The sequence below is a fragment of the Myxococcus sp. RHSTA-1-4 genome, from assembly GCF_020037125.1.
Classification (GTDB): Bacteria; Myxococcota; Myxococcia; order Myxococcales; family Myxococcaceae; genus Myxococcus.
Map to the genome: position 1 here is coordinate 53,795 of NZ_JAIQDG010000035.1, position 22,874 is coordinate 76,668.

Here is a 22,874-nt window from a genome sequence, read left to right on the forward strand (position 1 = left end):
TGGCCCGCGAGAGCGTCAACGCTTATCTAGACACCGTCCATCATGAGCACCGTGAAGTGTCCCATCTGCCAGAAGCCCGTTCCCCCGCGAGGGGAGAACGCCTCCTTTCCCTTCTGCTCCCGGCGCTGCCGCGCCGTGGACCTCGGCCGCTGGCTGGGCGAGGAGTACCGCGTGCCCGAGCGGCAGATGGATGAGCGGGAGGACGAGCTGCCCCCCTCCAGCCACCCCGACCGGCAGGGCGGAGACGCGTGAGCGGCTTCGTCGACCTGCACTGTCACCTGCTCCCCGGAGTGGATGACGGCGCCCGCACCCTGGACGACGCGCTGGAGATGGCGCGCGCCCTGGTGGACCTGGGCTTCTCCACCGTCGCCCCCAGCCCCCATGCCCGTCCCGAATACGCCCCCGTGGACGTCGTGGACACGCGCCGCGCCGAGCTCTCCGCCGCCCTGGAGCGTGAGCACATCCCCCTGTCGCTGGGCCGCAACGCGGAGAACGTGCTGGACGACGCCTTCCTGCGCAGCCTGGGCACGCCCGCGGCGCGCACGCTGGGGCCGGGCCGCTACGTCCTGGTGGAGCTGCCCTACACCGCCCCCGTCCCGGCCCTGCCGGACATCCTCTTCCGAATCCGCACCAAGGGCATCATCCCCCTGCTGGCCCACCCCGAGCGCTGCCTGGAGTTCGAGCGCAAGGGCCGCGCCGCGGAGGCGGTGCGGGCCGGCGCGCTGCTGCAATTGGACGTGGGGGCTCTCACCGGCCGCTACGGCGCCATGGCGAAGAAGCTGGCCCGTGCCTTCCTGGACGATGGCCTCTACGCGGTGGCCGCCACGGACCTGCACGCCCCGGTGGGCGCACGGGACTGGGTGGGCCGTGCGTTGAGTGAGCTACGAAGCAGGGGAGGGGAGCAGGCATTCGCCCGTCTCATGCGAGACAACCCCTCCAGGCTGCTGGCCGGTGAACCGCTGGAGTCTGACCCGGACTGACGGTATACCCGGCCGCCGTGAAACGCGCCGTCAAGCTGCTGGCCAGTCTGCTGGTCACGTTCCTGTTCATGTGGTGGGCCTTCCGGGACACGGACTGGGCCACCCAGGTCGCCAGCCTCAAGGCGGCCAACTACGCGTGGCTGGTGCCGTACTTCGGCATCCTGATGGCCATCCACGTCTTCCGCACCCTGCGCTGGGGCGCGCTGCTGTCCGGCCTGGAGCGGGTGCCCTTCCGCAAGCTCAACGAGGCCTCCGGCATCGGCTTCATGATGCTGCTGGTGCTGCCCTTCCGCCTGGGCGAGTTCGCCCGGCCCTTCCTCATCGCCCAGCGCAGTTCCATCCGCCGCAGCGCGGCCATGACGTCCGTGGTGCTGGAGCGCATCGTCGACGGCCTCTTCGTCGCGGCGATGATGCGGGTGCTGCTCTTCTTCGTCCCCACCGACACGCCTGAAATCCGCTACGTGAAGTGGGGCTCCTGGGTGCTGTTCGGCGTGTTCGGCGGCGGGCTGATGTTCCTGCTCTTCGGCCTCTGGCAGCAGGAGCGCACCGTGCGGCTGGTGCGCGCCACCGTGGGCCGCTTCGCCCCCGGCCTGGCCCACAAGGTCGCCGACATCGTGGACACCTTCGTCGGGGCCATGCGGCAGCTCCCCAACGGCCGGCAGGTGGCGCTCTTCTTCCTCTACACGGCGCTGTACTGGGGCATGAACGGGGCCGGCATGGCCCTGCTCGGCAATGCCTTCGACTGCTCGGGCGCGGCGGCGGGCTCCACCTGCCAGCCCATGACGCTGTCGCTCTTCCAGGCCTACGTCGTCCTCGGCGTGCTGGTGGTGGGGGTGATGATTCCCGCCGCGCCGGGAATGATGGGGACCTTCCAGGCCGCCACCAAGGTGGGGCTCAGCCTCTTCCTGCCGGCCTCGGTGGTGAACGCCAGCGGGCTGGCCTACGCCAACGTCATGTGGCTGTCCCAGACGGTGCAGCAGGTGGCCGTCGGCCTCATCCTGCTCTCCATCGGCCACATGTCCTTCCGGGACATCGCCGGCAAGCTCGACAAGGAAGGCGAGGCCCCGGCGACCTCCGCCTGAGCCGCGCCGCGCGAGCCTCCACCCCGGAAATGGAACGGGGCCGCGGCGAGCAACGCGCGCGGCCCCGGAGTGCGAAGCGGCGGGGAGGACTACGGAGCCGGCGTGGTGGCCTGCTCGGACTTCCCGGCCGGCTCCTCCTGGCCCGTCACCATGTCCTTCACCTTCTTCACGGCGGCGGACGGGTCGATGTTGCCCTTGTAGGTGCCGAACGGGGTGTCGATTTCCTGCTGGCGCTTCTCCGAGGAGACGTAGCCCTCCGGAGCGCAGAGCGCCTTCGACGTGTCGCGCACGGAGACGACGGGCGTGTCGATGGACGTGTTGTCCTCGGAGGTGGCCTTGGCGACCAGCTTGTCCTCACGCATGAGCACGCAGCGGTCCTCGCCGTAGTACCAGGCGGTGGACTTGTCCGGGAACTCCTGCGCGCGAGACGGACCGCTGCCCATGGCCTCCACGACCTGCTGGGACGACATGCCGGGGTAGAGCTTGTCGAAGCCACCCGAGGTCGCACAGCCGGCGGCGGCGAAGGCCAGGGCGGCGGCGGTCAGCAAGGAAGTGCGCATGAGGTGTGGGAACTCCTGGGAAGGGGGAGTCCCCAGCCTAGCCCGCGACCGAGGCCGGCCTCCAGGGAGGGAGGCCGGGGGGCGGGCTCACAGCTCCTGGTCGAGCCAGCGGATGATGGCCTCGCGGATGGAGGCGGGCCGCTCGGAGGCCAGGCGGGTGCGCGGGGTGCGCACGGAATCCGAGTCACGGACCAGCACGGTGGGTACAGGCTCGCGGGTGCGCGACGTGGAGGTGCGGGGCGCGAGGGCAACGGCGCTCACGACTGGCCCTCCGGCTTCGCCGTGGCGCGGCCGTACTTGCCGAGCAGGTCGTCCACCGCCTCGCGGAGGTACTCGCTCTGGTGGATGCGGGTGCGCCGGGCCAGCTCGCGCAGCTTCTGGACCTGCTCCTCCGGCACCAGGACGTGGGTGGAGACGATGTCGGCCTCGGGGCCGCGCGCGTCGACAGGCGCCTCAGAGGCCACCGGTGACGATGGAGCCTCGGGGCTCAGGGGGCTGGCGCTTCCATCCTGCATCGGACTTCCTCCGGGCGTGACTGCTACAGGCCGCTACCGACCTGTCCCCGGCATTAGGCGGGCGGTCAGGCGCTCCGTCAAAAAAAGCGTCGGGAGGCGGACGGAGGCACGGGCCCGTCCCGGGCGTTGACGGAAGAGGGCTCTGCTGGTACCTGGGCCCTCGCCTTAGGGGAGTAGTTCACGCCAGCGCCGCTGGCGTCGGGACGCTCGACATACTGGCTGGCGACAGCCCGGGCCCCCACCCCGCCTCGCGCGGGACGAACGAGACCTTCGGACAGGGATGCGTTGCTTCTTCCTTGGCCGAGGTCCGTCGTGCGCGCTCTCCCTGGCGCTCCCACGAGTCCACCTCGGCCATTCATGAGCGAGGGGTAGTGATGTTCGAAGCGATGGTGGGTTCCTTCGTGCTGGTGGCCGCCAGCGAGATGGGGGACAAGACGCAGCTGCTCGCGTTCTCCCTGGCCTCGCGGTTCCGCAAGCCCTGGGCCGTGCTGGCCGGCATCTTCGTGGCCACGGTGGCCAACCACGCGCTGGCCTCCAGCCTGGGAAGCTGGGTGTCCACGCACGTGCCGGCCCGGCTGATGGCGGTGCTGCTGGCGGTGATGTTCATCGGCTTCGGCCTGTGGACGCTCAAGCCGGACACGCTGGACGAGGACGGAGGCAAGCCGCCTCGCTTCGGCGCCTTCCTCACCACGGTGGTGCTCTTCTTCCTGGCGGAGATGGGAGACAAGACGCAGCTGGCCACCATGGCCGTGGCCGCGCGCTACCAGGCGCCGCTGACGGTGACGCTGGGCACCACCGCGGGGATGCTGCTGTCGGACGGACTCGCCGTGTTCCTCGGGGACAGGCTCGCCGGCCGCGTGCAGATGAAGTGGGTGCGGTGGGCCGCCGCCAGCCTCTTCTTCCTCTTCGGCGCCGTGTCCCTGTGGACGGCCTTGCGCATGGGCTGATGCGGATGGCCAGGCGGGACACGGGGGCGTGAGAGCGGGCCGGGGAGGCGCCGCCTTCCCTTGGGAGGAACAGCCGTAGGAGACTCCCGGAGCCCCATGCACCTTCGACCCTTCGTCCTGATGGCGTGCTGTGCACTCGCCGGCGCGCCCCTCGTCACGGCCCGCGCCGAGGAGCGCCCGGCGGCGTCCACCCCCGTGGAGCCTCCTTCCGCGCCGGCCGACGCGCCGGCCTCCGAACCTTCCTCCCCGGAGGTGGCCCCCTCCACCGAGGCGCCTCCGGACGCTCCCGCCGGGCAGGCCCCTTCCGCCATGGGAGCGGGTGAGATGCTCTCCGGAGACCCGGCGGCCCCCGCCGTGCCGGGTGGCGCCGTCGAGCCGGAGACCGAAGTGGAGCCGGTCATCCCCCGGACGGTGGTGACCGCCACCCGGCGGCCCCGGCCCACGTCCAGCCAGCCGCGTGCGATGTCGGTGGTGTCGCAAGACGACCTGGCGCGCCGGCCTGCCCGCACCACGCCCGAGGCGCTGTTCGAGTCGGAGGGCGTCTTCCTCCAGAAGACGAACCACGGTGGCGGTGCCCCCATCATCCGCGGCCTGTACGGGCAGCACGTGCTGCTGCTGGTGGACGGGGTGCGGCTGAACAACGGCACGGTGCGCTCGGGGCCCAACCAGTACCTCAACACGGTGGACCCGTTTCTCGTGGAGCAGTTGGAGGTGGTGCGCGGGCCGGGCTCGGTGCTGTACGGCTCGGACGCGCTGGGCGGCGTCGTCAACGTGCGCACCTTCTGGCCGCGCTTCGCGTCGGAGACCACGCCCATTGGTGCCCTGCGCGCGCAGGCGGGCAGCGCGGACGAGAGTCTCCAGGGGCATGTGCGCGCGGGCGTGTCGCTGCGGAACACCGCGGTGGCCGGCGCGCTCACGTTGCGGGACTTCAATGACCTGCGCGGCGGTGCGCGCGTGGGCGTGCAGCGGTACACGGGCTACCAGGAGGGCGACGCGGCGCTGAAGGTGCGCCATCGCCTGCGGCCGGGCCTCCAGCTCTACCTCCAGTACCAGGGGGTGCGGCAGTCGGACGCGCCGCGCCTGGACCGCTCGGCGCCGGGAGACTTCCGTCGGTTCAGCGACCAGGAGCGCGACTTCGCGCACGCGCGGCTGGAGCACGCGGGCCCGGGCTGGCTGCGGCGCGGCGCGGTGGAGCTCAGCGTGCACCGCCAGAGCGAGCAGGTGGACCGCTTCCGCGTGGCGCGAGACAGGCTGGAGCGGGACAGCGTGAATGTGTGGACGGTGGGCCTGCGCGCGGAGGGCGAGGCGCCGGCCATCTCCGCGCTGCCGGGAGCGCCGGTGCCCCTCTTCGGGGCCGAGGTCTTCCACGACAAGGCGTCGAGCACCGCCGGCCGCAGCCCGCTGTCCGCGCCCGAGCCGGACTTCTCGCCGCTGCCGGAGGACGCGCGCTACCCGGGGTCGCCCACCTCGGTGTCGACCGGCATCTTCGGCGTGCTCTCCAGCGACGTGGAGCGGCCGTTCTCGTACCACGCGGGCCTGCGGGCGCAGCTGCACCGCGTGTCGCTGCCCGAGGACTCGCGGCTCGCGGAGCAGTTCCCGGACGCGAGCGTCCCGTTGCCGGTGCTGCCCGCGACGACGCAGAGCTCGGTGGGCCTGGCCGGGGAGCTGGGTGTGAGGCAGCGGGTGGCGGACGGGGTCTCGGTGCTGCTCAACCTGGGCTCGGGCTTCCGGGCGCCCAACATCGACGACTACCTGCGGCTGGGCGCGGATGGCCCGGGCTTCCTGGTGCCCGGGCGCGACTTGCACCCCGAGCAGTCCTACACCGCCGAGCTGGGCACGCGGGTGGAGCGCGGGCCGGTGGGCGCGCAGCTCTTCTACGCCTTCACGATGGTGGAAGGGTTGGTGGGCAACGTCCCGACGCTGCTGGACGGGCAGCAGCTCACCCCGGACGGCGTGCCGTACCGCACGCGGCAGAACCTCGAGCGCGCGGACATTCACGCGCTGGAGGCCTCGGTGTCGGTGAAGGTGCTGCCGTCGCTGACGCTGGCGACGCACGCCACGTACACGCACACGAAGACGCGGCGGCAGGACCTCACGGTGGAGGGAGAGCCGTTCATCACCGAGCCGCTGTCCCGCACGCCGCCGCTCAACGGCCTGGTGCGCGCCACGTGGGAGCCGGGAGAGGTCTTCTTCCTGGAGGGCATGTCTCGCTGGGCGCTGGCCCAGGATGCATTCTCCGCGGCGGACCTGCTGGACATCCGCACGTGCGCGGAGGTGCCGGACTGCGCGCGGACGCCGGCCTTCATCGTCTTCCACGCGCGGGCCGGCGCGAAGCTGGGCAAGCGCCTGTCGGCGGCGCTCACCTTGCAGAACCTGTTGGATGCCACGTACCGCACCCATGGCTCCGGCGTGGATGAGCCGGGCCGCTCCGCGGTGATTTCCCTGGAGGCCTCGCTGTGATGCGCCGGATGGTGATTCCCTGGTTGTGCGCGGTGGTGCTGGCCGCGGGCTGCGCCTCGGGCCTGGGCGATTCGTGTGACGCGCAGACGGCGTGTCCGGAGGACCTGGTGTGCAGCTTCCCCAATGGGGAGGACGGCCCGGCGCCGCGAGGCGTGTGCGACTACCCGCCGCGCGGCGAGGGCGGCGAGTGCACGGTGGCCGCCGACTGCGAGAAGGCGCTGACGTGCTCCAACCACTTCACGCCCGGCGACCGGTATGGGACGTGCGTGAAGAAGCGGGCGGACGGCGAGGCGTGCTTCACGGACCGGGACTGCGAGAGCGGCGCCTGCGAGGGTGGCTCCGGCACCGCGCTGGACGGGGTCTGCGGGGTAGCGACCTGAGCGGAACGAAAACCCCGCCCCCGGAAGAACCGGGGGCGGGGCGGGGGCCTGCGACAGGCTTTCAGCGCTCGCGGCTCACTGGCCGTCGAGCCGGCCGTCCAGGTTCCGGTCGAGCGCGATGCGCAGGCCGGAGCCCGGCGGAACGGCGGTGAAGGTCACCTCCTGGCCCGCGGTGTTCGCCAGGGCGCGGAGGGCCGTGGTGGTGATGTTGGCGGTGCCGTCGTCGGGCTTCCACGTCCCGGCGGTGCGGTCGTAGAGGAAGCCCTTCGCCTTGCCAGCGACAACCGTCTTGGCCACCAGGTCGGCCTCGTAGGTGTTGCCACCGAGGATCTTCGACGCGAACGGCGCCCGCGCGCGCGCGATGAGCAGGTCGATGCGCGGGCCCACGGCGGCGGCGTTGGTGTTGGTGAGGGTGACCTGCTGGCCGACGATGGGCGCCAGGTCGGTATCGGCCGCGAGCATGAAGGCCTCCACGTTGCGGCGCTGGGTGGAGTTCTCGAAGCCGACCAGCGGACCACCGATGCTGGTGTTGGAGAACACGATGGCGCTGAAGAAGCGGAACAGGGTGTCCACCGCGCCGTCGTTCGTGAAGCCGAAGCCGCGGATCTGATCTCCCATCGGTCCCGACTCGGGGTCCTTGAAGAACCGGCTGTCCGGGAAGCCGAACATGCCGACCTTCGTGTACATGTTCCGCACGTGGGGAATCTTGATGATCTGCGTGATGCCCTCGAAGCTTCCCTTGCCGTCCGTGCCGAAGAAGCCCTGCGCCCCGTCGATGGTGTGGCAGCCGTTGCAGTTGAAGCCGTTGTCATCGCCAATCGCGAGGCCGTCCACGCGGCGGCTGCCGAAGTAGAAGTCCTTGCCGGCCTGCTGCGAGGCGGTGAGCGTGTTGTCCAGCCGGCGGACGGGGTTCGGCGGCAGCTGCACCTGGAGCTGGAAGGCGGTGAACTTGTCCATCTCCGCCTCGGTCGGCATGGACGCGCGGCCCAGCAGCCCCTCGAAAGCGACGATGAAGTTCTTGAACGACAGCTCCTCGTTGTACGGGTCGCTGCCGAAGAAGCCGCTCGAGCGGTCCCCGCGCCAGTGCATGGCGCCCTGGTGGGTCATGCCGCGCAGGGTCTGCGTCGTCATGGGGCCCTTCATGGGGTGGAAGGAGTGCTGGTCGCCGGTACCGTTGACGTCCGAGCCCGGGTGGCCGGTGAAGACGCGGAACGCGCCAATCTCGAGGTCGCTGGCGAGGCGCAGCTCGATGGGGTTGTTGGACACCTCGTCGTCCGGGTTGCCCAGGTCCCAGGCGAGCTCGTCCTTGTCGCCGAAGATGTGGCAGCTGGCGCAGGACGACTCGCCGTTGGCGGAGGAGAAGTTGGCGTCATAGAGGAACGGACGGCCCTGCACCACGGAGGCCGGCTCCGGGTTGTAGAGCGGCGCCGCGTCCACCTGCGCCTTGGTGGCCAGGTCGATGACCTTCACCGCGTTGTCGAAGCGGGTCATCACGTAGAGGCGGTTGCGCGCCTCGTCCAGCACCAGGCCGCTGGGGCCACCGCCGGTGACGGGGATGTGGTTGGCGCTCGCCGTGCGGGGGTCGAAGGTGTTGGCCTCCAGCGCCGCGGTGTCGAAGACGCCGACCTTGCTGGAGCTGAACGCGGCCACGTACAGCTTCGCGCCGTTGCTCGACACCACCATGTCCGTGGGGGTGGAGAGGCTGTGGTTCTTGGCCGTGGGGTCGAAGCCGGGCTTCCCGGCCAGCTTCGAGTAGTCGATGTGCTTGTTGAGGTGACGGGGGGAGACCGCGCCGCCGGCGATGACGGTGATGCGCATCTTCGCCAGGTTGCCCTGCACCGTGCTGCCGCCGAACACGCCCGGGCCCTCGAAGCGCGTCAGGTTGTTGGCGTCGCTGTTGGAGACGTACAGCGTGCCCGTCTTCGGGTTGGTGGCCAGGTTGAACAGGGAGGTGCCGACGCCCGTGTAGAAGGCCGTCTCGGTGAGGCGGTCCGCGTCGATGGCGAAGACGTCCTTGTCCGGCAGGCGCAGACGCACGGCGTTGTTCCAGTTGCGGCCGAGCGTGTCCTCCCAGCGCCCGGTGTTGTTGTTCCACTTGACGATGAGCCCCGTCTCCGGCGCCTTGGCGCCCGCGGCGTTCGTGCTCGGCCCGGGCAGGCCGCCCGGCATGAGGTTGTTCCCCCACGGGTAGGTGTCGGGGAAGGAGAAACACGGGATGTTCTCGTAGAAGCCGTCGCAGACGCTGTCCAGGTTGAGGGTGGTCGTCTGGTTGCCGGACTGGGCAATGGCCGCATAGACGGTCTTCTTGTCCGGGCTGACGGCGAGGCCGCGCGGCGTGTCGCCGAAGAGCGTCACGATGCGCAGGGGCGTGCCGCCCAGGGTGGTGCCCAGGGACGCCGGGTTGAAGACCCAGACGTCCGCGCGGCCCACGCTCGGCGTGGTCAGCTGCGGGTCACCCGCGCCGGGGACGCTGGCGATGGACGGGTCCGTGCGATGTTGGCCGCGGTGCGCCGTGGTGATGAAGGCATATCCGTTGGTGCCGGCGAAGACGATGTCGCGCGGCTCATCGCCGACGAGCAGCGTGCGCACCACGCGCGGCGTCTCGCTGAGGCTCACCACGCTGACGCTGTCCGACAGGTGGTTGACCACCCAGACTTCCGTGTTGCTGCGCGCCGCGACGGCGACGGGCTCCATGCCCACCGGGACCTCGGCGATGAGCGACAGGCCCGAGCTGGTGATGGAGAAGACCTCCAGCCGGTTGTCCGGGGTGTTGACGGCGAAGAGCTTCGTTCCATCCGGAGACATCGCGAGCGGGCGTACGTGCCCGCTGTCGAACTCGATGAACGTGGGGGTCTGCGCGGCGGCGGTGAATGACACCAACGACGCGACGGCGACGCACAACGAAGCGGCTCGAGCGCGCCAACGGCTCAGGCTCGCGCCCACTGGCTGGATACCCATGTGTGGTCCTCCTCAGGCTGGGGAATCGTTGCAGTCCGAACCGCAACGGACGGGGAGTACCAAGCCGCGCCGCGACATCGCCCCCACCGAAGGGAGGGGGACGCCCCCTCCCGCACGCGAAACTTCATGTCGACGCAATGCGCCATGTCCATGGCGCGCCGCGTTGAAACCTCAGCAACACTTGTTTTCCGCGCAAGAAGGGCAAGACGCCAGGAGTCCGTGCTCTACTGGGCAATGCAATCGGCCGCAGGGGAACGTGCCAATGCCGAGCCTTCGAAACGCAACGGGACGTCGTCGTGCGTCATCACCTTCCCCGAGGAGCGCCGCGGAGCACGTGGCCCCCATTGGAGAGCCTCTCTCGCATCTGCTCCCGACGAAGCTGTCACCGCCGCAGTCGGCGTCGGTGCTGGTGACGCGCGGGGCACCGCTGCGGAAGATGGACAGGGGCGTCGGCGGGAAGCTGGTGCTGGTGACGGCGCCGCTCGGCTGGGGCAAGACGACGCTGCTGACGCAGTGGTACCGCGACGCGGGGGTGCCCCACCTGCTCGCCTGGCTGTCGCTGGACGAGCAGGACAACACGCCCGAGCGGTTCTTCTCATACCTGGTGGGGGCAATCCGGCGGACGGCTCCGGAGTTCGACGCGTACATCGCCAGCCAGCTCGACGCGCAGGTGGCGCTGCCGCTGGACCATGCCACCTCCGTCGTGCTGCGGAGCCTGTGGAACCTGGGACGTGAGCTGGTGGTGGTGCTCGACGACTTCCACGTGCTGCGCGAGCGCGCGCTGGTGCGCGCCTTCTCGTACCTGCTGGACCACTCGCCGCCGCACGTGCACTGGGTCGTCTCGTCGCGCAACACGCCCGAGCTCGACCTGGCGAAGCTGAAGCTCACCGAGCAGTTGGTGACGCTCGACAGCCGCGACCTGAGCCTGGACGGCGAGGCCATCCGGGAGCTGGGCCAGCGCCTGTGTGACGCCGAGCTCGCGCCCGAGGACGTGGAGTACCTGCGCTCACGTACCGAGGGCTGGGTGGCCGGCGTGAAGCTGGCGCTGCTGTCGGCGGGTGAGCACGCGGGCGTGAGCGACGCGCTGCGGAGGGCCATCGGCTCCAACCGCGACGTGGCGAGGTACCTGGCGGACGCGGTGCTGCGTGAGCAGCCCGCGGAGGTGCACGAGTTCCTGGTGCTGAGCTCGGTGGTGGACCACCTCCACGGGGAGCTCTGCAATGCGCTCCTGGGCATCACCCACGGTCCGGCGCTGCTGGCGCACCTGGAGCGGGCACAGCTCTTCATCCAACCGCTCGACACCCAGCATCAGTGGTACCGGTACCATTCGCTGTTCCTCGACTTCCTGCGGACCCAGCTCGCGTGCGACTTCGGCGACCGCATCCCCTGGCTGCACCGGGCGGCGAGCGCGTGGTTCGCCGAGCACCAGATGCCGGACGAGGCACTGACGCACGCGTTCGCCTCCGGAGAGCGGAGTTGGTGCCTCCAGCTCACGGCGCGCTGTGTGGAGGCGTGGATGCGCGAGGGGGAGATTGCCTCCGTGCTCCACTGGACGGCGAAGCTGACGGCGGAGGAGGTCATCCGCTCGCCGGCCGTGTGTGTGGCGCACATCGCGTGCCTCATCCTGTCCCGGCGCTTCGCCCAGGCCTCGTCGGCGCTACAGGATGCCAAGCACCGCCTCGCGACCGCGTACGCCACGTCCGACCCGGAGCACGAGCGGCTGTCGAAGCAGCTCGAGCACCTCACGTTGTTCCACGCCATCCTGTCCGACTCGGCCGCGGGCTCCGGCATCGAGCAGGACACATGGTCGGGCTACGAGGACTCGGATGTCTTCCTGGCGGGCGCGGTGCTGGCGGCGAAGGCCTACCAGGCGCTCCGGATGAACCGGTTCGATGCGATGCGCCGGCTCGCGCTGAGCGCGCGGGAGACGCTGCAGGGCCTCAACAGCCCGTTCATCAACGGCTACACGGACGTCCTCGTCGCGCTGGCGGACCGGGCGCAGGGGAACATGAAGGACGCGGCGGAGCGGTGCGAGGCGGCGTTCGAGCGCGCGAGCCATGGAAGGCGCAACCCGGTGTGGGTGAACGCGGCGACGGCGCTGGCCAACACCCGCTACGAGCAGAACCTGTTGGACGAGGCCGAGGCGCTCTGCATCGAGGTCCTCCCGCTGCTGTCGCAGGCATCCGCTTTCGAGACCTTCGCGATGGCCTATCTGGTGCTGGCGCGCATCAAGTCCATCCGAGGCAAGTTCGCGGAGGCGTGGCAGCTGCTGGACTACCTGCACAGCGTGCTCGAGTGCGGCCAGCAGACGCGCTTCCTGTCGCATGTCTGTGGCGAGAAGATCCGGCTCTCCCTGGTGGAGCAGGCGCCCGCGCGCATGAAGGCGGTGGCGCAGGAGTTCGGCCTGGGCGAGCGCATGCGGCGGGGGGAGTGGAGCGAGCGGCGCTTCTACGATGAGACCTGGGAGCGGCTGGGGCTGTCACAGGCCTGGGTGCTGATGGCGCGGGGGCGGCATGGCAAGGCGCACGCGCTCCTGGAGACGCTGCGGGCCAGCGCGCATGACGTGGGGTACGTGTCCCGGGAGAGCGCGCTGCTGGCGGCGATTGCCGTGTGTCACTGGCGGGCCGGAGACCCCACGGCGGCGTTCGCCGCGCTGAACCGGGGCCTCGCGCTGGTGCAGCGGTTCGGCTTCAACCGCAGCGTGTTCGACGAGACGCCGGGGCTGCAGGAGGTCATCGTCGCGGCCGCCAGCCAGCGGAAGCTGAGCCATGGGCTGCCCTCGCGGTATGCCGCGCGGTTCCAGGACGTGCTCTCGGCGGGGAGCCAGGGGCCGTGCGAGCTCGCGGACCCGCCCAGCGCGCCGCTCGAGCCGCTCACCGAGCGCGAGCTCCAGATGCTCAAGCTGCTCGCGCAGGGGCTGAGCAACCAGGAGATCAGCGAGCGCTCCAACGTGGCGCTGTCCACCACCAAGTGGCACCTACGGAACGTGTTCGCCAAGCTCGAGGTGACGACCCGCACCGCGGCCATCGTGAAGGCCCAGGAGCGGCTTCAACGGTACCTGTGAGGTGCCGGCGGGGAAGGGGGCCGGGCCCTGGCGTACGCCACCTTTTCATGCACAACCGCTCCGGCACCGGGGCGCAGGGGAAGGGCGAGGCTCACATGCGTCGGGGGGCGCCTCCATGCTGGGCATGCAGAATGGTGGATATGCCTACAAGGTGGTGCTGATACCCGTCCTGGCCCTGCCCTCCGGCTGGTGAGCCCAGCTCTGGCGAAAGTGGCAGAGAGGCGAGCCCGACCCTGGCCGCGCCCCCGGCGACGATGGGCCTCGGGCAGCCAGATGCCTCCTCCCTCGACGCGCTCCAAGAACGCCCGGCCCCGCCCGGCTGTTCTCTGGTGGACCAGGGCTCGTCGGGCCTGGAGCGCGGTTGGGGCCCAGGGCCGGGGAGGAACCTGCCCTTCGAGGAGGCGCCGGGATGCTGTGGACCCAGAAGGACCGGATGGCCCCGGACCTGTACCGCGGGCGCCGGTTCGCCGTCTTCCGCGCCTCGGGCGAGGGCACAGGCCCCCCCCTGGTGGTGAAGACAGTCCAACCCGGGCCCCTGGCCGCCAGCAGCTCCGCCATGTTGTGCCACGAGTACGCCATCCTTCGCGCGCTGGACGCGCCGGACGTACCGGGCGTGGTGAAGCCCCTGGACCTCGGAGAGGTGGCGGGAATGCCGGCCCTCTTCCTCGAGGACGCCGGGCCCCACACCCTCAAGGAGTGGCTGCGGCGCAAGCCCCTGGGCGTGGACACCTTCCTCGTGCTGGCCCTCCAGCTCGCCGCCACCGTCGAGGCCCTCCACCGCCGCCACGTCATCCACCGGGACCTCAACCCCGCCAACATCATCGTCGCCGCGGACTCCCAGCACCTCACGCTCGTCGACTTCGACAGCTCCACCCAGGTGGCCGGCCTCGCCCACGCCCCGGGCATCCCCGCCGAGTTCCAGGGCACGCTGCCCTACATCGCTCCCGAGCAGACCGGGCGGATGAACCGGCTCGTCGACCACCGCGCCGACCTCTATTCCCTGGGCGCCACCCTCTACGAGCTGCTCACCGGCGCCCCGCCCTTCGTCTCCACCGACCCCGCCGAGCTGGTGCACGCCCACCTGGCCCGGCCACCGGTGTCTCCCTCCAGCGTCCACCCCGCCGTCCCCGAGGCCCTCTCGGGCATCGTCCTCAAGCTGCTCGCCAAGATGCCCGAGGAGCGATACCAGAGCGCCGAGTCCCTGCGGCTGGACCTGCTCGAGGCCCAGCGCCGGTGGCGGGGGGCCGGGCGCGTCGGCCCCTTCGAGCTGGGGCGCCACGACATCGCCCAGGCACTCATCGTCCCGGAGACGCTGTATGGCCGCGAGCACGAGAGCGCGGCGTTATGGCGGGCCCTGGAGCGTGCCCGCTCGGGCGCCAGCGCGCGGGTGCTGGTGGAGGGCCCCGCGGGCATCGGCAAGTCCACCCTCGTCGAGCGGCTGCGCCGCAAGGTGGAGGACGAGGGCCAGGGCCGCTTCATCTCCGGCAAGTTCGACGAGCTGCATGGCAACCTCCCCTATGCCCCCCTCCTGGAGGCCTTCCGGCGGCTGCTGCGCACGCTGCTCGCCACGCCCGCCGGGCTGCCCGCCTGGAAGCGCTCACTGCGCGAGGCCCTGGGCACCAACGCCCGCGTCCTCACCGACGTCCTCCCCGAACTGGAGCAGCTCCTGGGCAGGCAGCCCCCCGTCCCCACCCTGGAGCCGCTGGAGTCCGAGAACCGCTTCCTCCTCACCTTCCAGGCCTTCGTCCAGGCCCTGGCCGAGGAGGCCCGGCCCCTCGTCCTCTTCCTGGATGATTTGCAGTGGGCGGACTCGGCTTCGCTGCGGCTGCTGCGGGGCCTGGCCATGGCGCCGGACCTGCACCACGTGCTGCTGGTATGCGCCTTCCGGGACGAGGAGCTGAAGCCCGGGCACCCGCTGGCCCGCGCCCTGGCCGACATCGCCGGGGCGGACGCCCTGGTGGAGCACCTCCACCTGGCCCCGCTGGACACCGAGGCCCTCACCGCCCTGTGCGCGGAGGCCCTGCGCAGCCCCCCGGAGCGGGTGCGGCCGCTGGCCACGCGGGTGTGGCAGAAGACGGCGGGCAACCCCTTCTTCGTCGGCCGCTTCCTTCGCCACCTGCACCAGGCCGGGCTGCTGACGTACGACGTCGAGCGCGGCGCGTGGGAGTGGGACCTCGCCGGCGTGGAGCGCTCGGGCGTCACCGAGAACGTGGTGGAGCTGATGGTGCTGGCCATCCGCCGGCTGCCGGAGCGCACCCAGCGCGTGCTGAAGGTGGCCGCCTGCTTCCGCGACAGGGTGGACCTCTGGCTGCTGTCCGCGCTGGTGGACCAGCCCGCGGGCGAGACGGCCGGGGCCCTCTGGAGCGCCCTGCGCGAGGGGCTGCTCGTCCCCCAGGGAGAGGGGCCCCGCTTCACCCGCCCCCAGGACGTCGACGCCCCGCTGGTGCAGGAGGCCTCGTACCGCTTCGTCCATGACAGGGTGCGCCAGGCCGCCTACTCGCTGCTCTCCAGGGACGAGCGCCAGGTCCTGCACCTCCAGCTCGGCCGGCGGCTCGGAGAGGCGCTCTCCGAGAGCGAGCCCGACGAGCGCCTCTTCGAGGTGGTGGACCACCTCAACCTGGGGGCCGCCGGGGTGAAGGACGCGGCGGAGCGGCTGCGGCTGGCCGGGCTGAATGCCCGGGCAGGGCGGCGGGCCCGGGCGGCGGCGGCCTTCGGACCCGCGCTGGCCTACCTCACGCGAGGCCTGGAGCTCCTCCCCCAGGACGCCTGGCGCTCCCACCCCGAGCTGGCGCTGCGGCTGCACCGCGAGGCCGCCGAGTGCGCCTACGCCACCGGCCACCACGCGCGGGCCGAGGCCCTCATCCAGGAGGCGCTGGCCCACACCGCCTCGCGCTTCGAGCAGGCGGACCTGTACAACCTGCTGGTGCTCGCCTGCACCGCGCACCGCGCCTACTCCGAGGCCTTCCACTGGGGGCGCCAGGGGCTGCGGCTCTTCGGGTTGGAGCTGCCCGAGCACGACGTGCCCGAGGCCCTCTCCGCCGAGCTCGCCGAGGTGGAGAGGAACCGGCGGGGCCGCTCGCTGGAGGAGCTGCTCGCGGCGGCGCCGATGCACGAGTCCGAGCAGCTCGCGTGCGTGCGGCTGCTGGCCAGCCTCGGCTCACCGGCCTTCTTCTCCAACCCGGCCCTCTTCTCCTTCATCCGCGTGCGGACGCTCAACCTCACGCTCCAGCACGGCAACACGCCGGACGCCTCGCTGGCGTACGTCTCCTACGGGATGATTCTGGCGGAGCGCACGGGGGACTACGCCACCGGACATGCCTTCGGGCGGCTGGGGGTGGAGCTGGCGCGGCGCTGCGGGGACCCGCGGCTGGAGTGCAGGGCCCTCACCCTCTTCGCCGTCTATGTCAACCACTGGCGCGAGCCCCTGCGCGCCAGCGTGCCCCTGCTGCGCCGCGCCTTCGCCGCCGGGCTGGAGACGGGGGAGTTCCAGTTCGCCGCCTACTCCGGCGCGGGCGGCGTGGTGGCCACCCTCTTCCACATGGGCGCCGAGCTGTCTCGCGTCCTGGAGGAGGCCCGCTCCGCCCTCCTCTTCACGCGCAAGGCCGGGCAGTGGTCCATGGCGGACCTCATCTCCGTGTACCGCCAGGCCAGCCGCTGCCTCCAGGGCCAGACGCGCGAGCGGGCCCGCTACGACGACGAGGACTTCGACGAGCGCCAGTTCCTCGACTCCATCCAGGACTTCCCCTTCAACCGCTGCCACTACGCGGTGCTGCGCCTCCAGACGTCCTACCTGCTGGGCGACCTGGCCGACGCGCGGCGCATGTCCGAGGCGGCCGCGGGGCAGCTCCTGTTCATCCGCGGCTTCTTCGCCGTGGCGGCCCACACCTTCTACAGCGCGCTGACGCTGGCGGCGCTCTGTGACGGGGCCTCCCCGGAGGAGAGGGCCGGGCTGCTGGAGCGGCTCTCCGTCCACCAGCAGCAGCTGGGCCGGTGGGCGGAGAGCTGCCCGGAGAACTTCCGCCACAAGCACCAGCTCGTCCGCGCCGAGGTGGCCCGCCTCCAGGGCCAGCACCTGGAGGCGCTGGAGCTCTACGAGAAGGCCGCCGAGGGCGCCCGCCAGCAGGAGTTCTGCCAGGACGAGGCGCTGGCCAACGAGCTGGCCGGCCGCCACCACCGCGCGCTCGGCCGCCAGCGCTTCGCCACCCTGTGCCTGCGGGCCGCGCTGGAGGGCTTCGCCCGCTGGGGCGCGACGGCCAAGGTGCAGGCGCTGGAGGAGGAGTTCCCGGACCTCGCCCCCTCCGAGGCGCTGGCGTCTCCCCTCGTCCCGGCGCGCGGGGAGGAGCGGAGGTCGGCCCTGGATTTGCTGGGCCTGCTCAAGGCCGCGGAGATGCTCTCCAGCGAGGTGTTCCTCGGCCGGCTGCTGGAGAAGCTGATGGGGGTGTGCATCGAGGTAGGGGGCGCCCAGCGCGGCGCGCTCGTGCAGGAGGAGGAGGGCGCGCTGGTGGTGCGGGCGGTGGGCGCGGTGGGCGAGCCGGTGTCGCTGGAGCGCACGCCGATGGAGTCCTCGGGGCTGGTGCCCGCCACCGTCATCGCGCACGCCCACCGCACGGGGGAGGCCATCGTGCTGGCGGACGCGGCCCACCAGGGGCGCTTCTCCTCGGACGCATACGTGGCCGAGCACGGGCTGCGCTCGGCCCTGGCGGTGCCCATCCGCCGGGGGGCGCAGCCGCGGGGGGTGCTGTACCTGGAGAACAACCTGGCCACCCGCGCCTTCACGCCCGAGCGGGTGAGGGTGCTGCAGCTGCTGTCCTCGCAGATGGCCATCGCGCTGGAGAACAGCCGCCTCTTCGAGGAGCTGAAGGTGGAGGTGGAGGAGCGCCGGCGGGCGGAGGAGACGGTGCGCTTCCTCTCCGAGTCGAGCCTGGTGCTGGCCGAGTCGCTGGACTACCCGACGACGCTGGAGCGGGTGGCGCGGCTGGCGGTGCCCTTCCTCGCCGACACGTGCATGGTGGACGTGGTGGAGCCGGAGGGGAGGATTCGCCGGGTGGCGGTAGCCCACGTGGAGCCGGAGAAGGAGGGCCTGCTGCGCGAGCTGCGGGAGAAGTACCCCCCGGACTGGGACTCGCCGCAGCCGGCGGCCCTGGCGCTGCGCTCCGGGCGGCCGTACCTCCTGTCCAAGGTGGCCGAGGCGGAAATCCTGGCGACGTGCCGGGACGCGCGGCACGTGGAGCTCATTCGCGGGCTGGGCCTGCGCACGGGCATGGCGGTGCCGCTGGTGGCGCGGGGGAAGACGGTGGGGGCCATCACCTTCGGCCTGTCGGCGCCTGGACGCGAGTACGGGGAGGCGGACCTCGAGCTGGCGCAGGAGCTGGCGCGCCGGGCGGCGCTCTTCATCGACAACGCGCGGCTGTACGGCGAGTCCCAGGAGGCCATCCGGCTGCGCGAGGAGTTCCTCACGGTGGCGGCGCACGAGCTCTACACGCCGCTCACCTCGCTGAAGCTGGCGGTGCAGGGCCTGCGCCGGCGCGCGGGCCCCTCGCTGCCCGAGTCGCTGGCCTCGCCGGTGCAGAGCGCCGAGCGGCAGATGCAGCGGCTCACCCGGCTCGTCGGCGAGTTGCTGGACGTCTCGCGCATCCAGTCCGGACGGCTGCACCTGAATCTGGAGGAGGTGGACCTGGCGGCGCTGGTGCGAGAGGGGGCGGAGCGCTTCCAGGAGGGGCTGGAGCAGGCGGGCTGTCCGCTGCGGCTGCGGGCCGAGGGGCCGGTGGTGGGCCGGTGGGACCGCACGCGGCTGGAGCAGGTGGTGACGAACCTGCTGTCCAACGCGCTCAAGTTCGGCGCGGGCAAGCCCATCGAGGTGACGGTGGAGGAGCGGGAGGGCAGGGCGCGGCTGGTGGTGAGGGACTACGGCATCGGAATCTCAGCCGAGCGGCTGCCCCACATCTTCGGGCGCTTCGAGAGGGCCGTCTCGGCGCGCGAGTACGGGGGCCTGGGGCTGGGCCTCTACATCGTGCGGGAAATCCTCTCCGCGCTGGGAGGCTCGGTGCGGGTGGAGAGCACGCCGGGCAGCGGCACCACCTTCACGGTGGAGCTGCCGTGCGCCGGGCCGCCGGATGAGGCGCCCGTCAGGAAGTGAGGGGCTTCATGCGGCCGGCCCTGACGAGCAGCCCGCCCACGCGCCGCGCCACAGGCTCCAGGTGGGCCACCGTGAAGCGCTCGGGAGTGTGAGCAGCGTCAGGCCGGGGAGGGCGCGGGCACCCGCGGGGCGGTGCGCAGCACCCCGTCCTCCATCTCATGGACGGTGTCGAAGGCGTCGAGCGTGCGGTGGTCGTGCGTCACCACGACGACGGCGGTGCCGCGCTCGTGGGCCACGCGGCGGAAGAGCTGCATGACGTCGCGGCTGCGGTGGCTGTCCAGCGCGGCCGTGGGCTCGTCGGCGAGCACCAGGGGCGGGTTCATGGCGAGCGCGCGGGCGATGGCCACCCGCTGCTGCTGGCCTCCGGAGAGCTCATCCGGCAGGTGCGCCGTCCGCTCCCCCAGGCCGAGGTAGTCGAGCAGCTCTCGCGCCCGGGCCTGGGCCTCGCGGCCCCGCAGCCCGTTGATTTCCAGGGCCAGCAGGACGTTCTCCAGGGCGGTGAGGAAGGGGATGAGGTTGGCCTTCTGGAAGACGAAGCCGATGCGCTCACGCCGCAGCCGGGCCGCGTCGCGGGTGATGCGCCCGTCGGCCACCACCTGCTCCCCGCCCAGGGAGAGCTGCCCCCGGTCCGGGGTCAGGAGCAGCCCCAGGGTGGTCAGCAGCGTGGACTTGCCCGAGCCGCTCGGGCCCAGCAGCGCGGCGACCTCTCCGCCGCGCACTCGCAGGGAGACGTCCCGCAGCGCGGTGACCTCCGTCTCCCCCTTGCCGTACGTCTTCCACAGCCCGGTGGCTTCGATGGCGTGCATGGGCTACCCCGCGAGGATGGTGGTGGGAGGGATGCGCAGCGCGCGGCGGATGGCCGCCAGGCTCGCCAGCAGGGCGATGGCGACCGAGAGCGCGAACACTCCGAGCAGTTCCTCGGGGCCCACCACCACCTTGCGCGGGAAGTGGGGGAAGGCGAAGCGCGACACCCCGAGCGCCACCCCGTAGGCCAGCAGCGACAGCAGCAGCGCCTGCTGGAGAATCATCCCCACGACGAGGCCCAGCCGCGCCCCCATCAGCTTCAGCAGCGCAATCTCGCGCGTCTTCGCCACCGTCATGTTGAAGATGACGAGCGACACCACGATGCCCGAGACGAGCGCGAGCAGCGCCCGGAAGAGACCAATCTGCCGGCGCGCCTTGTCCACCACGCCATCGAGCAGGAAGGACTTCTGCTCCCCCGTGGTATGGACGGTGACGTCGCCCCAGCGCGCCAGGCGGGCGCGCACCTCCTCGACGGAGGCGCCAGGGGCCACGCCCACGAGCACCGCGGACACGCCGGGGTCCATGGGAGGTGCGCCCGCCACGCGGGCCAGGCGGCGGGCCTCGGGCGCCAGGTGGTTCTGGATGCGCTCCAGGTCGCTCTGGCTCACGAAGGCGAGCGCGTCCCCGCCGGAGGACACGAGGCCCTGGGTGAGGCCCACGATGCGGTAGGTGTCATCTCCCAGATGCAGCGCCTCGCCGAGGGCGAGCCCGAGCGTGCGGTCCACCATCAACTCCCGGTGGGCCGTGCCCAGCACCCGCCCGGAGACCAGGGGCAGCGAAGCCCCCCGGTCCTCCGGCCAGGACAGCCCCACGAGCGTCAGGCGCAGCACGCGCCCCCGGTGGACGGGCTGGAGGGTGAGCGTCGAGAAGGCGCGCGCCCAGCGCACCCCCGGCACCGCCCGCGCCCGCGTCGCCAGCACCTCGGGCACGTACGAGCGCTCGGCGAAGGGGCCCCGGGTGTCGCGCTGCACCACCCACAGGTCCGCGCCCAGCTTCTCCACGAGCACCACCGCCTCCTCGACCATGCCCCGGTAGATGCCGCCCATGGCCAGCACGATGGCGAAGAGCAGCCCGAGCCCCACGCCGGTGGCGACGAAGCGCGGCCACTGGTGGCGCACGTCCTTCATGGCCAGGTTCATGGCGTCAGCCCCGCCACGCGGCGCCCCTCGGGCAGCCCGGCGCCACCGGGGGCCGGGACGAGCACCGCGTCACCCCGCTGGAGCCCGGAGAGCACCTCCACCCACTCATTGCCGGAGAGCCCGAAGCGCACGTCGGCCCGCGTCACCCGCTCCCCCTTCGCGACGAAGCACTGGCCGGCCGCCACGTCACAGGCGCCCTGCGGGACGCGCGGGGCGGCGGGGCGCGCCTCCAGCATGACGAAGGCGTCCGCGCGCTGCCCGAAGACGAGACGCGCGGGGCGCTCGAGCAGCGCCACGTCCACGAGCACCTCGTACGTCTGCCGGTCCGCCTCCACCGCGATGCGGTCCACGCGCGCCCGGTACGAGCGCGAGGGGTCCCCGCGCAGCACGACGCGCCCCTCCTGCCCCTCGTGCAGCAGGTGGAGGACCGTCTCGTCCATCCACACCCGCGCCCACACCTTGCGCGTCGAGGCGATGACGAGCACCACGTTGCCGGGCCCGACGACGTCTCCCGGCTCGTGCAGGCGCTTCACCACCACGCCCTCCAGCGGGCTGCGCAGCACCGTCTCCTCGCCGCGGCGCGCCTGGAGACGCACCGTCTCCTGCGCCACCCCCACGTTCCTGGCTCCCTGGCGCTGGGCGGCCAGCGCCGCGTCGAGCTCGGCCCGGGCCCGGGCAGCACGCTCGTTCCGTGCGTCGCGCTCGGCGTCCGGTACCACCCCCGAGGCGTGGAGGGCCTCGCTCCTGCGCTGGTCGGCCAGCGCCGCTTCCAGGGCGGCGCGGGCGCGCTGCACCTCGGCCTCGCTCTTCTCCACCCCTGAGTTGGCGAACTCCACCCCCCGCTGCGCCAGCGAGATGTGCCGCTCCTGCTCGCTCGCGTCGAGCGTGGCGAGCACGTCCCCGGGGCGCACCGTGTCGCCCTCGTTCACCCGGATGCCGGTGATGCGCCCGGAGAGGGTGAAGGCGGTGCTGACCTGGGCCTCGCTCTCGAGGGTGCCGGTGCCCACCGCCTCGCGCGCCACGGGCCCCACGTCGACCCGGACGACCTGCGCGGCCACCGGCCGCATCCGAAGCAGGAAGAAGGCGCCGCCCAGCACGGCGGCCACCAGCAGCAGCGGCCACGCGCGCGCGAGCCGCCGCGGAAGAGATGGACTCATGACCTGGAATCTCCCGGGACGCTCAGGAGCGTCTTGAGGGTGGCCCAGCTTCGTGCCGGGATGGAGAGGTTCTGAAGGACGGTCCCCGCCTGGGCATGCACGAGCATCTGCACGGTGCCCACGATGATGGGGACGAGGTCGGCGGCGCGGAGGTCGGTGCGGATGAGGCCCTGCTCCTGACCGGCCAGCAGGGTGCGCTGGATGGCCATCATCGTCTTGCGCACCGACTCCTGGATGCGCTCCCGGCCACCCGGCGGTAGGGCCAGGGCGAGCTGCTCCGAGAGCAGCAGCCGCGCCACCCCGAAGTGGCCGGAGATGGTGCGCGAGCGGGACTCCACGAAGCGCTCCAGCCAGACGAGCGGCTCGAGGGAGGGCTCGGGGAGCGACGCATCGAGCAACTCCGCGGCCCGGACCGCCACCGCCTCCATGATGGCGTCCGTCGAGGGGTAGTGCCGGTAGAGCGCCCCGCCGGTGAGCCCCAGTTCCCGGGCCAGCGTCGCCACGGTGAGCGCGGTGATGCCGCGCGTCGCGATGATGCGCAGCGCCGCGTCCGCGATTTCACGCCTGCGCTCCTCATGGCTGCGACGGACCGTCATGGAGGTCAGATGCAAATAAACATTTACTTACTTGTCAAGGCTGCCGCTTCCCGCGACCCGCCAGGCGAGTCGAGGCCGTCCGCCACCTCTGTGTAC

General features: G+C 71.8%; 16 protein-coding genes. 8 read left to right on the forward strand and 8 right to left on the reverse strand.

Annotation, left to right across the window (positions count from 1 at the left end; translation table 11 throughout):
- The first annotated feature begins 42 nt into the window (after positions 1-42).
- From K8638_RS35565 to K8638_RS35575, 3 genes are read left to right on the forward strand one after another with little or no spacing between them, the layout of a single operon-like run.
- The gene (locus K8638_RS35565) at positions 43-252 is read left to right on the forward strand and encodes a DNA gyrase inhibitor YacG (protein WP_223759162.1); all 210 of its coding nucleotides are present in this window, start codon (positions 43-45) and stop codon (positions 250-252) included.
- A complete protein-coding gene (locus K8638_RS35570; protein WP_223759163.1) occupies positions 249-980 on the forward strand; it encodes a CpsB/CapC family capsule biosynthesis tyrosine phosphatase in 732 nt (243 codons plus the stop codon). The genes K8638_RS35565 and K8638_RS35570 overlap by 4 nt, the downstream gene beginning before the upstream one ends.
- Before the next feature lie 17 nt (positions 981-997).
- Entirely contained in the window at positions 998-2,062 is a 1,065-nt protein-coding gene (locus K8638_RS35575) for a lysylphosphatidylglycerol synthase transmembrane domain-containing protein (protein WP_223759164.1), read from the forward strand.
- A gap of 89 nt (positions 2,063-2,151) precedes the next feature.
- On the opposite strand, the gene K8638_RS35580 is transcribed toward K8638_RS35575, so the two are convergent.
- From K8638_RS35580 to K8638_RS35590, 3 genes are all read right to left on the reverse strand, one after another.
- Positions 2,152-2,622, reverse strand: a complete 471-nt coding sequence (locus K8638_RS35580) for an outer membrane protein assembly factor BamE (protein WP_223759165.1) — start codon at positions 2,620-2,622, stop codon at positions 2,152-2,154.
- An 87-nt stretch (positions 2,623-2,709) separates the two neighbouring features.
- Entirely contained in the window at positions 2,710-2,883 is a 174-nt protein-coding gene (locus tag K8638_RS45015; RefSeq protein WP_223759166.1) for a hypothetical protein, read from the reverse strand.
- Entirely contained in the window at positions 2,880-3,137 is a 258-nt protein-coding gene (locus K8638_RS35590; RefSeq protein ID WP_223759167.1) for a ribbon-helix-helix domain-containing protein, read from the reverse strand. Before K8638_RS35590 ends, K8638_RS45015 begins: the two co-directional genes overlap by 4 nt.
- A 374-nt stretch (positions 3,138-3,511) precedes the next feature.
- Between K8638_RS35590 and K8638_RS35595 the strand changes: the two genes are divergently transcribed.
- The 3 genes from K8638_RS35595 to K8638_RS35605 all read left to right on the forward strand — a co-directional run bounded on the left by K8638_RS35595 (position 3,512) and on the right by K8638_RS35605 (position 6,924).
- Positions 3,512-4,084: a TMEM165/GDT1 family protein gene (locus tag K8638_RS35595; protein WP_223759168.1), complete on the forward strand. Its 573-nt coding sequence runs from the start codon at positions 3,512-3,514 to the stop codon at positions 4,082-4,084.
- A 96-nt stretch (positions 4,085-4,180) separates the two neighbouring features.
- Complete coding sequence (locus K8638_RS35600; protein ID WP_223759169.1) at positions 4,181-6,544, forward strand: TonB-dependent receptor; 2,364 nt, start codon at positions 4,181-4,183, stop codon at positions 6,542-6,544.
- Entirely contained in the window at positions 6,544-6,924 is a 381-nt protein-coding gene (locus K8638_RS35605; protein WP_223759170.1) for a P2X purinoceptor, read from the forward strand. The genes K8638_RS35600 and K8638_RS35605 overlap by 1 nt, the downstream gene beginning before the upstream one ends.
- A 75-nt stretch (positions 6,925-6,999) precedes the next feature.
- Here the strand turns inward: K8638_RS35605 and K8638_RS35610 are convergent, their stop codons facing one another.
- Positions 7,000-9,882: a YncE family protein gene (locus K8638_RS35610; protein ID WP_223759171.1), complete on the reverse strand. Its 2,883-nt coding sequence runs from the start codon at positions 9,880-9,882 to the stop codon at positions 7,000-7,002.
- A gap of 334 nt (positions 9,883-10,216) precedes the next feature.
- Between K8638_RS35610 and K8638_RS35615 the strand changes: the two genes are divergently transcribed.
- Positions 10,217-12,946: a LuxR C-terminal-related transcriptional regulator gene (locus tag K8638_RS35615; RefSeq protein WP_223759172.1), complete on the forward strand. Its 2,730-nt coding sequence runs from the start codon at positions 10,217-10,219 to the stop codon at positions 12,944-12,946.
- A 409-nt stretch (positions 12,947-13,355) separates the two neighbouring features.
- A complete protein-coding gene (locus tag K8638_RS45020) occupies positions 13,356-19,082 on the forward strand; it encodes an ATP-binding sensor histidine kinase (RefSeq protein ID WP_305071215.1) in 5,727 nt (1,908 codons plus the stop codon).
- A 98-nt stretch (positions 19,083-19,180) separates the two neighbouring features.
- Here the strand turns inward: K8638_RS45020 and K8638_RS35630 are convergent, their stop codons facing one another.
- The 4 genes from K8638_RS35630 to K8638_RS35645 are packed head-to-tail and all read right to left on the reverse strand — an operon-like array spanning position 19,181 to position 22,778.
- The gene (locus tag K8638_RS35630) at positions 19,181-19,888 is read right to left on the reverse strand and encodes an ABC transporter ATP-binding protein (RefSeq protein ID WP_223759173.1); all 708 of its coding nucleotides are present in this window, start codon (positions 19,886-19,888) and stop codon (positions 19,181-19,183) included.
- A gap of 3 nt (positions 19,889-19,891) precedes the next feature.
- On the reverse strand, positions 19,892-21,025 hold the full coding sequence (locus tag K8638_RS35635) for an ABC transporter permease (RefSeq protein WP_223759174.1): 1,134 nt from the start codon (positions 21,023-21,025) through the stop codon (positions 19,892-19,894).
- The gene (locus K8638_RS35640; protein WP_223759175.1) at positions 21,022-22,182 is read right to left on the reverse strand and encodes an efflux RND transporter periplasmic adaptor subunit; all 1,161 of its coding nucleotides are present in this window, start codon (positions 22,180-22,182) and stop codon (positions 21,022-21,024) included. The genes K8638_RS35635 and K8638_RS35640 overlap by 4 nt, the downstream gene beginning before the upstream one ends.
- Positions 22,179-22,778 (reverse strand): TetR/AcrR family transcriptional regulator, encoded by a 600-nt coding sequence (locus tag K8638_RS35645; protein WP_223759176.1) that lies wholly within the window; start codon positions 22,776-22,778, stop codon positions 22,179-22,181. Before K8638_RS35645 ends, K8638_RS35640 begins: the two co-directional genes overlap by 4 nt.
- Positions 22,779-22,874 lie beyond the last annotated feature (96 nt).

Excerpts from the sequence above, each read along its gene's own strand:
- K8638_RS35565 (WP_223759162.1), top strand. The coding sequence starts at position 43 with ATGAGCACCGTGAAGTGTCCCATCTGCCAGAAGCCCGTTCCCCCGCGA.
- K8638_RS35580 (WP_223759165.1), bottom strand. The coding sequence starts at position 2,622 with ATGCGCACTTCCTTGCTGACCGCCGCCGCCCTGGCCTTCGCCGCCGCC.
- K8638_RS35590 (WP_223759167.1), bottom strand. The coding sequence starts at position 3,137 with ATGCAGGATGGAAGCGCCAGCCCCCTGAGCCCCGAGGCTCCATCGTCA.
- K8638_RS35595 (WP_223759168.1), top strand. The coding sequence starts at position 3,512 with ATGTTCGAAGCGATGGTGGGTTCCTTCGTGCTGGTGGCCGCCAGCGAG.
- K8638_RS35600 (WP_223759169.1), top strand. The coding sequence starts at position 4,181 with ATGCACCTTCGACCCTTCGTCCTGATGGCGTGCTGTGCACTCGCCGGC.
- K8638_RS35605 (WP_223759170.1), top strand. The coding sequence starts at position 6,544 with ATGCGCCGGATGGTGATTCCCTGGTTGTGCGCGGTGGTGCTGGCCGCG.
- K8638_RS35610 (WP_223759171.1), bottom strand. The coding sequence starts at position 9,882 with ATGGGTATCCAGCCAGTGGGCGCGAGCCTGAGCCGTTGGCGCGCTCGA.
- K8638_RS45020 (WP_305071215.1), top strand. The coding sequence starts at position 13,356 with ATGCTGTGGACCCAGAAGGACCGGATGGCCCCGGACCTGTACCGCGGG.
- K8638_RS35630 (WP_223759173.1), bottom strand. The coding sequence starts at position 19,888 with ATGCACGCCATCGAAGCCACCGGGCTGTGGAAGACGTACGGCAAGGGG.
- K8638_RS35635 (WP_223759174.1), bottom strand. The coding sequence starts at position 21,025 with ATGAACCTGGCCATGAAGGACGTGCGCCACCAGTGGCCGCGCTTCGTC.
- K8638_RS35640 (WP_223759175.1), bottom strand. The coding sequence starts at position 22,182 with ATGAGTCCATCTCTTCCGCGGCGGCTCGCGCGCGCGTGGCCGCTGCTG.
- K8638_RS35645 (WP_223759176.1), bottom strand. The coding sequence starts at position 22,778 with ATGACGGTCCGTCGCAGCCATGAGGAGCGCAGGCGTGAAATCGCGGAC.